The following is an 8,597-nucleotide window of genomic DNA, read 5'->3' as shown; positions in this document are numbered from 1 at the left end:
TGTTTGGCAAGTTCTAATAATCCTAACTTTGGTTTGATGATCTTTTCTTCTGTACTCATCTGACAAATCTAATTTAAGGGTTAAACTAATTTATTAAGATTGTCAGATTAAGTCTTAACTATTACAATTAAAGACGGTAGATTAATTTTCAAAAGTGTAACCCTCCCTTTTTTCGGACTAGGTTTTAGACGACTTTTGTTGTTCTTCCAAGCAAGCTTGCTGGAAGCGAATTCTCTTTCATATCGTTCGGGAGTTATCCCTCCTAATGCTTCATGAGGCCTCTCTTTGTTATAGTCCTTTATCCACTTTTCAGTTAATATCCTTACTTGACTTATATCTTCAAAGATATGTGCATCAAGGATGTCCTGGCGATAAGTTCGGTCGAACCTTTCCACAAATCCATTCTGCATGGGCTTGCCTGGTTGTATGTATTGTATTTCAATTCCTTGTGCCTTACACCATCTTGAGAAATCTAGTGCCATAAACTCCGGACCATTGTCCGCGCGCACCTTCTCAGGTTTTCCATGCTCCCCGATGGCACGCTTCATGGCCTGTACCGCACCAAGGGCAGGAAAGCTGAACTCTGCTTCAATGGAAATAACCTTTCTATTAAAATCATCGATCACATCAAAGGTTCTGAATCTCCGCCCGTGAAGCAGAGAGTCACTCATAAAATCCAAAGACCAGACCTTATTGGGCCGCTCTGGTAAACTCAAAGGTTCTTTAACCCGTTTGGGAACCCTCTTTTTAGTTTCCCTCCTTAAGTTAAGTCCAAGCATTAAATAAACCCTTCTTACCCGTTTTTTGTTCCACGGATACCCTTGAAGGCGCAATAGCTGATAGTACTTGTCCTGACCCTCTCTGGGCTTTGCTTCAGATAACTCCAAAAGCTTGTCAATAACTTCACTATCATCTTTAACAGAGCGGTAATAATACATGGATTTGGCAAACATCAGCGTTTTACAGGCTCTGGTGAGACTTACCTCATAAAACTCCTTTAGATAAGCTACCATGTTTCGTTTATCACCAGAGCTTACCACTTTTTTGAGAGCACATCCTTGAGCATTTTGTTATCAAGGGCCATATCAGCATACATCTGTTTGAGCTTGCGATTCTCTTCTTCCAATTCCTTTAGACGCTTAAGCTGAAGGCTATCCATTCCTGAATAACGCCTCTTCCAATTGTAAAAAGTGGCTTTGTGGATCCCTTTCTCCCTACAAATATCCTCCACTCTGCGACCTGCCTCGTGCTCCTTGATGCACGAGACGATCTGACTTTCTGTAAACTTTGTCCGCTTCATAATTTCTGACTGTTTAAAATTAACCTTTTTGTCTAATTTTATCCAGTCCGATTTTTAGGGAGGGTTACACTGAAGGGCAAGGAATCGGTATCGGGCATTTGTCGGCGTGAGGGCATTGCCCCGGCACTTTATTACCGATGGAGCAAGGATTTTCTTGAGGCTGGAAAAAGCGTTTAATGGGCGATACCATGCGCGAGGCCAATACCAGTGAGGTCAGGGAACTCCGTGGGGAGAACTCCCAGCTCAAGGAAACCGTGGCCGAGCTTTTGCTCCAGAACCGTGTGCTGAAAAAAAGTACGACTGGCCTAGGGTAAAATGGAGGAAGAACATGCGATTTGCCCAGGCAGAGAAATCCGAGATAATACGGCTCGTGGAAACATCTGAGATAGGCGTGAACAGGACATTAAAGGAAATAGGGGTCAACAAGAGCACCTTCTACAACTGGTACGGCAAGTACCTCGAAGGTGGCTTTGACGGGCTTGCCCCAGGCCAAAGGACCAGGAACACCTATTGGAACAGGATCCCCGACAAGATCAGGTCCGAGGTCGTGGAAATGGCCCTGGATTTTCCCGAGGAGTCCTGCCGGGGACTTGCCTGTAAGATGACCGATGAGAGGGAATACTATATCTCTGAGAGCAGTATGTACCGCATATTGAAGTCCCATGGGCTGATAACATCCCCAGCCTTTGATACCATGGCCGCCTCTCGGGAATACAAGGACAAGACTTCGAGGGTGCACCAGATGTGGCAGACCGATTTCACCTATCTGAAGATCATAGGATGGTGGTGGTACTATCTCTCGACCATTCTGGACGATTACAGCCGTTATATATCGTATTGGGAACTCTGTCCCTCGATGAACACAGGAGATGTGAAGAAAACAGTGGGAAGGGCACTGGAAAAAGTGTCGCTGCCCAAGGGGCAAATGCCAAGGCTCCTGTCCGGCAACGGGCCCTGTTACATCAGTGGCGAACTGAAGGGGTTCATAAAGGAAAGGGAGATGGAGCATATCCGGGGAAAACCGAACCATCCACAGACACAGGGCAAGATAGAGCGTTACCACTGTTCGATGAAGAACATCATCAAACTGGACAATTACCATCTGCCAGGGAAACTCAAGAAAAGGCTGGAAGAGTTCGTGGACCATTACAACAACAGGAGATACCACGAATCATTGGACAACCCAACACCGGCAGCCGTATATTTTGGACTGGACAAAAAGATACTGGAAAACCGTAAATCGATAAAGAAAAGAACGATGCTCAAAAGAAGGAAAGAGCACCAAATTCAAAAGTTGAGACTATGACTTATCTTTGGACTAAACCAGTTCAGATTCGTTTGAAGATGTACAATATGCAAACGAGTGGGGTCCGTTGGGATAATTAACCTCTTTGAAAGAACTCCCTCCATTTTTAGTGTGATAAGCTCCTGTCATATCACAACGAATAAAAAAGTCTTCTTCATTATGGTATGAAAATGTCGGAATGAATGTAGAACCTCCCCCTCCCGGGCCAATACGAATCCACCCACTTTCTTCTTTATAAACAGTGGCCTGTTTCTTGCTCCTATTTAAGTACTTTTCACATGAAAAATGTGTCAAAATCATAAGGACACCAACACAAACTTTGGCTTTTGCAATCATATATAAAGTGCGTTTTAATAGGTTCTATGTAGTTTTTAGTTTATCGGCGACGACTCTTTCAATTAAAATTCTTGTGTCCACAATTAATTGGTATTGATTCATGGACCTTTACTATTCGTGGTAAAACAAAATTTCCTACAGTAAAAAAATATCAATCCGAGTCCTTGACATAGACAATTATAACCATCAACTATTCTTGATGTCTTATTAAAGGTAACTGCTAAATATCAAAATACAATAGAAATTCTTTTACGAACTATAATAGTAAGAAGTGTGAAATCGTACTTCGGACCGAATCATAAAAGATTTGACTTGAAATAATAAACAGGTCTATTGTCAAAGTACTGACTTTTCCCATCTATATTTTATCTAATCGAGGATTGTTTTCTTCAAATAATCTACAATTTCTGGTATTAATTAAAAAAAGCCGCTGCCCCTATCTATGAGTTTGAAAAAGTATGGTATTAAAACGATGACAGCGACCCAACCTAAATACGGTAAAAGCCTAAGGACTTTTTTAGTAACCTTAAAAAGGAATTATAATTAATCAGTTTAAAACAACTGTTCTCAAAGATTGTAGTTTTTCAAATATAAATATCATCACAATTGACGAATACCCCTTTTGAATTGACAAATGATAGCCCAAAACCAACGTATCTATTTCTCCAGTTCCAATCCAAAATCCATTTGACCTACAACATTCTCCACATCATAATCAACAATTTTACGCATGCTATAACTTCTTTTAATATCGTTCATGTAGGTGTGTATTTCTAGTGTATAATAACTCTCTACATTAAATATTGGATTGTACATGGTGTCGTTTTCCAAAATTTGGTTGTATTTTCCAAATGCTCTTGCTCTGTACACAATTTTACAATCTACATTCATACCATTGACCCATTCCACGGTAACTTCCACTGAATCTCCCTTTTGGTCCTTAAATTTGTAAATGGCACTTTTTGGAATTTTACCAATTTCATATTCAGACTTTACGAGATTCAAAATCCATTTTTCCAAAAAATTGTTCTTCATAGTGGTTCACTTGTTTATATAAATATTTAGATAGGACCAAAAAGGCCTAAGTTTTGATTTTTGTACTTGTGAGGATGATTATGTGCTCCTATTTGAGTGAGGTTTACAGTTTGGAGCGTGACCAGGGAGGATGATATTTCAAGGCTATCACAGTGGCCAACCGGATATGTCCTAATTTAATTTCAATGCAGGTGAATTTTAATTCTCAATCCACAGTTCTTTCAACCATTTTATAGTATTATTTCTTGCTGTAACGCTTTGAGGTAAGTTATCAAAGTCAAAGCCATGTCCTACACCATCATATAGATTGAGTTCTATGGGAGCTCCCTTTTTTAGGAGTACATCTATTAGACAAAGCGTGTTATCCGATAAATAACCATCACTTGGAGTATTATAAAGCATAGGAGCATAGGGATAAAAAATATTGCCTTCCAAAGCATCAGTACCGCAGGGGTGCTTTCCCCAATAGTTATATCCAACGGAACCTCCATAATAGAAAACCCCTCCAGAGAATCCTATCTCGGGCTTGGTCTGGGGTGGTAATACTCCATCAGAAGAATCGTATTCCTTTCCGTCTTCACTCTGTGTCCATTTAAAATTTTCAGGTACTCTATCCGTATCAATCAATGAAGAGGCCACAGCACTTGCTCCATCAGAAAATCCTAAAAGTGCAATTTTATATTTGTCCACAACAGGGCTTCCATCATTATATTTTAAATTTTGTAACATGGATAAGGCTGCATTAGCGTCTTTGGGCCTTACAAATTGAGCACTAATCCTAAAATTATCTGGGAGCTCTCTCCATTTTCCGGTTCTTGTAATCACCCCCCTTCCAGAATAGCTGTCCACAAAAACCCCAACTATACAATTTTGGGCAAAAATGGCCTGCCATTCTTTAAATTGACCGGACATCACTTTTGAATCTGGATTATGATTGGTCCACATGCCATCAGACCCATGCATCACTACAACGGCGGGTAATGGTCCATCTTGACATTCTTCAGGGATTGACAGATATACAGGAATCTCAAAATTATCGACCGGCATATACACCAAAGTCTCTGTTGTACCTTCAACAATAGGTCCAATATTTTGTTCAGGACTTGAGCCACCACCATCCTTGCTACATCCCAAAATCACAAGGGAAAGGACTATTAGACTACTTAAAAACAGTTTGTTTTTTGTTAAAATCATCTTCTTTCATATTTAATTATTCAATAAGTACATGTACAATTGGATATTCCTTGAAAAAGGTCTATTCCAAGAGTTAGAACATGGGTTCCAGAGGAGTATCCCAGTATCTCGTTCATTATTAGTTGATAAGAGTATCCAAAGTAAAAATCACCTTTCTTTAATCCGATTATAGGAGCTATATATAAAGGGCTTCCAGGCTGGTCATTTAAAAATCTATAAGTGAAGCCCGCATAGTAGTAATCCAAAAAATCATACCATCTAAACTTGATGTTTACATCTGTTACGGAACGGCCATCATTCTCAAAATATTGGAAAAAGATTGATGGTTCAAGCTCAAATCTGTCCCTAGGATGCTTTCTATACTTATACCCAGCATAGAGCGAATAATTGCGTAAGGTGTTGGGTTCATAAATGGGATTGAAGCTTTTAAGATTCTTGTTCAAAATATTCCCAGCATTCAGACTCATGTAAAAACCTCTTTTTCGATAGAGAATCCCCACATCAAAATTTGGATTATTTGAAGCCCTATCATCCACAATGGCTTGGTCATTATTGGGGTCAAAATTTTCAATATCAATTCGAAACTGGTTCATATTAAAACTCAGGGCAAACGAAAAGAAGTTGTCTTCATGCCTATCGATAATCAAATGATGGGCAAACGAGACTTTTCCACCGCGTTGTTTCGTTTGCCCATTGGCATCATTGTAGAGAACCAGCCCGATACCTGATCTGTTTCCCAGCCTTACATCTGCCGACAAAGACTGGGTATCTGGAGCATCCTCCACCCCAACCCACTGTGTAAGTCCGTTCATCCTAACCTTTACGTAATTTCCAATTCCCGCATAGGATGGAGACATTAAAAATGGATTGTCGGACAAATACTGGGAAAGCTGGGGTATAGTCAGTTCCTGACCTCTTGCCGAAAGAAGTCCCATAAGTAGGCATAGATATATTATTCTCTTCATTATTATTTGTTATCTATATAGGGTGAAATTCCCTACAAATTCACGTTCACTACCATCATTCAGTTTAACTATGTACCAGTAATCTCCAGAAGGCAAAGATTTACCCTCATAAACACCGTCCCATCCATTGCCCAAAGCTCCTATGATTCGAATTTCCCGACCATAGCGATCAAATATGATGGTCTCAATGTTTGGGAACCCAGCTATGTTCTTAGGGTTCCATGTATCGTTTTGTCCATCATTGTTGGGTGTAAAGAAGTTTGGTATTTCAATATCCAAGAACTCGAGGGAGATGGTATCAAAAACCTCACAGCCATTTCCATCCAAAACTCTTACGGTATGTACTCCGCTATATGTTATGGAATAGGTATTCTCACTAGATCCTGGTTCATCATTAAAGAAATAGGTATATGGCGCTGTTCCACCAGTAACCGTAGCTACAATCTGATTAATATTGGAACTATTCAAACTTAAGTTTAGAGATTCTCTATCCTCAATCTCAAAAGGAATAGTTTCCATACAACCATTCGTATGTAAGATGGCCAAAAAGTGAGAACCTGCCGAAACATTGGTAAAATCTGAATCCAACATAAAATCATTAGGGTCAGTAGAATCTATAGCATACATCACATTGGAAACAACAGAAGAATCCAGTAAAGTGATATCCAAACTATTTGAATAAGATCCAGAATCACAACCGTAAATTGGATTGACAGTTGCATTAAGATTTACACCTTCCGTTTGAATATCAAAAATCTCTGTTACCTCACAACCATTTGCATCTGATATGCTCAAGGAATAATTTCCAGTAGATAACTCATCGATAATAAAGCTGTTATTGGCAAAAACCATGACTGGGCCAGAATCAAGACTAACGGAATATGGAGCTGCCCCATTTGCTATTTGTACATTAATAAATGCATCATTATTCCCTAGACAAGATTCATTTTCTACTGAAATGTTTGTTTCTAATCCATTGATTGTGACCGTAAAGCTGCTCTCAACCGCAGGGCACGTACCATTCGACGGACTGTACACATAGACTGTATTCACACCCACGTTGGTAATCTCGTCTCCTGTGTTTAATGCATTTCCTCCACCATTGGGAGCGTCAAAATAATTTCCATTAGTCAATGATGGAAGCTCATAGGAGCCACAGACTGTTTCGTTAGGCAGAGCATCAACCAAAGGTCTTGGATATATAGTGATATCAAAACTCTTCTGGTCAGAACAAGTACCATTCTCATCATATATGTAAAGTGTTGTGGAATTTGTTATTTCATCTCCTGGAAGATATTGGCTTCCTCCTCCATCTGGCATATCATAGTATGTCTGATTCCCCGTAAGACTTGTTCCTATTATTGTTGGAAGTATATATGATTCACAAACTTCTACATTCTCAACAGAATCAAGGCTTGGAGCTGACGGGTCGGAGAGCGTAACATCGGGATCCTCCAAAGAGATACAGCCATTTAAAATCACTCTCATATTATGGTAATTTCCAGCACCAAGTCCCGTTATTGTGGCAACGTTATTCACAACTGGAACTGCATTGAAAGTTCCACCGTCAAATACAATGTCATAGCTTCCATTGGGAACTCCTGCCAAATTGAGAACAATTAAACCATCATTTCCACCACAAGCTGTTGGGTCGGAAAAACCATTGATAGCAATAGTTGGCACCGGAAGCTGCCCGTCACCGTCGTAGGTGAACGGTTGGGAGTCCGCAGAGCAGCCCTCCGCATTGGTCGCCGTCAGCACATAGTCCGTACCGTGCGTACCGCCGGTGATGTTACCGCTGCCGTCCACCAATAGGCCGTTGGGAACCGAGGTATAGTCCAGCGCACCGTCATGGTTGGACACCACATTGGTTGCAGCCCCGTTACAGCTTTCGGGGGTCACCGACACCAAGGGCACATCCGGAACGGGCAACTGCCCGTCCCCGTCATAGGTGAACGGTTGGGAGTCCGCAGAGCAGCCCTCCGCATTGGTCGCCCTCAGCACATAGTCCGTACCGGTGGTGCCGCCCGTGATGTTACCGCTGCCGTCCACCGATAGGCCGTTGGGAACCGAGGTATAGTCCAGCGCACCGTCATGGTTGGACACCACATTGGTCGCAATCCCGTTACAGCTTTCGGGGGTCACCGACACCAAGGGCACATCCGGAACGGGCAACTGCCCGTCCCCGTCATAGGTGAACGGTTGGGAGTCCGCAGAGCAGCCCTCCGCATTGGTCGCCCTCAGCACATAGTCCGTACCGGTGGTGCCGCCCGTGATGTTACCGCTGCCGTCCACCGATAGGCCGTTGGGAACCGAGGTATAGTCCAGCGTACCGTCATGGTTGGACACCACATTGGTCGCAGCCCCGTTACAGTTCTCAGGGGTCACCGACACCAAGGGCACATCCGGAACCGGTAGCTGGCCGTCACCGTCGTAGGTGAACGGTTGGGAGTCCGCAGAG

General features: G+C 41.9%; 9 protein-coding genes. 2 read left to right on the top strand and 7 right to left on the bottom strand.

Annotated elements, in window-relative coordinates; all coding sequences use genetic code 11:
- Positions 1-107: 107 nt before the first annotated feature.
- Both E4661_RS10520 and E4661_RS10515 read right to left on the bottom strand, forming a co-directional pair.
- Positions 108-1,040 (bottom strand): IS3 family transposase, encoded by a 933-nt coding sequence (locus E4661_RS10520; RefSeq protein WP_168796361.1) that lies wholly within the window; start codon positions 1,038-1,040, stop codon positions 108-110.
- A complete protein-coding gene (locus E4661_RS10515; protein WP_136467064.1) occupies positions 1,034-1,300 on the bottom strand; it encodes a transposase in 267 nt (88 codons plus the stop codon). The genes E4661_RS10520 and E4661_RS10515 overlap by 7 nt, the downstream gene beginning before the upstream one ends.
- A 69-nt stretch (positions 1,301-1,369) precedes the next feature.
- Here E4661_RS10515 and E4661_RS19655 point away from each other — a divergent pair, with 69 nt between their 5' ends.
- The gene (locus E4661_RS19655; RefSeq protein ID WP_136467084.1) at positions 1,370-1,477 is read left to right on the top strand and encodes a transposase; all 108 of its coding nucleotides are present in this window, start codon (positions 1,370-1,372) and stop codon (positions 1,475-1,477) included.
- A gap of 151 nt (positions 1,478-1,628) precedes the next feature.
- Complete coding sequence (locus E4661_RS10505; RefSeq protein ID WP_136467062.1) at positions 1,629-2,606, top strand: DDE-type integrase/transposase/recombinase; 978 nt, start codon at positions 1,629-1,631, stop codon at positions 2,604-2,606.
- 12 nt (positions 2,607-2,618) lie between these two features.
- On the opposite strand, the gene E4661_RS10500 is transcribed toward E4661_RS10505, so the two are convergent.
- The 5 genes from E4661_RS10500 to E4661_RS19305 all read right to left on the bottom strand — a co-directional run.
- Positions 2,619-2,942, bottom strand: a complete 324-nt coding sequence (locus E4661_RS10500) for a hypothetical protein (RefSeq protein ID WP_136467060.1) — start codon at positions 2,940-2,942, stop codon at positions 2,619-2,621.
- A gap of 657 nt (positions 2,943-3,599) precedes the next feature.
- A complete protein-coding gene (locus E4661_RS10495) occupies positions 3,600-3,977 on the bottom strand; it encodes a hypothetical protein (protein WP_136467058.1) in 378 nt (125 codons plus the stop codon).
- A gap of 198 nt (positions 3,978-4,175) precedes the next feature.
- Positions 4,176-5,171, bottom strand: a complete 996-nt coding sequence (locus E4661_RS10490) for an alpha/beta hydrolase family protein (RefSeq protein WP_136467056.1) — start codon at positions 5,169-5,171, stop codon at positions 4,176-4,178.
- A 20-nt stretch (positions 5,172-5,191) separates the two neighbouring features.
- Positions 5,192-6,136, bottom strand: coding sequence for a PorP/SprF family type IX secretion system membrane protein (locus E4661_RS10485; RefSeq protein WP_136467054.1), 945 nt, complete (start codon positions 6,134-6,136; stop codon positions 5,192-5,194).
- Positions 6,137-6,145: 9 nt separating this feature from the next.
- On the bottom strand, positions 6,146-8,597 hold a 2,452-nt coding region (locus E4661_RS19305), incomplete at its 5' end, for a T9SS type B sorting domain-containing protein (RefSeq protein ID WP_205728948.1).

Source organism: Flagellimonas onchidii (genome assembly GCF_004804315.1).
Taxonomy (GTDB): Bacteria; Bacteroidota; Bacteroidia; order Flavobacteriales; family Flavobacteriaceae; genus Flagellimonas; species Flagellimonas onchidii.
This window is presented reverse-complemented; position numbering and strand designations above follow the sequence as displayed.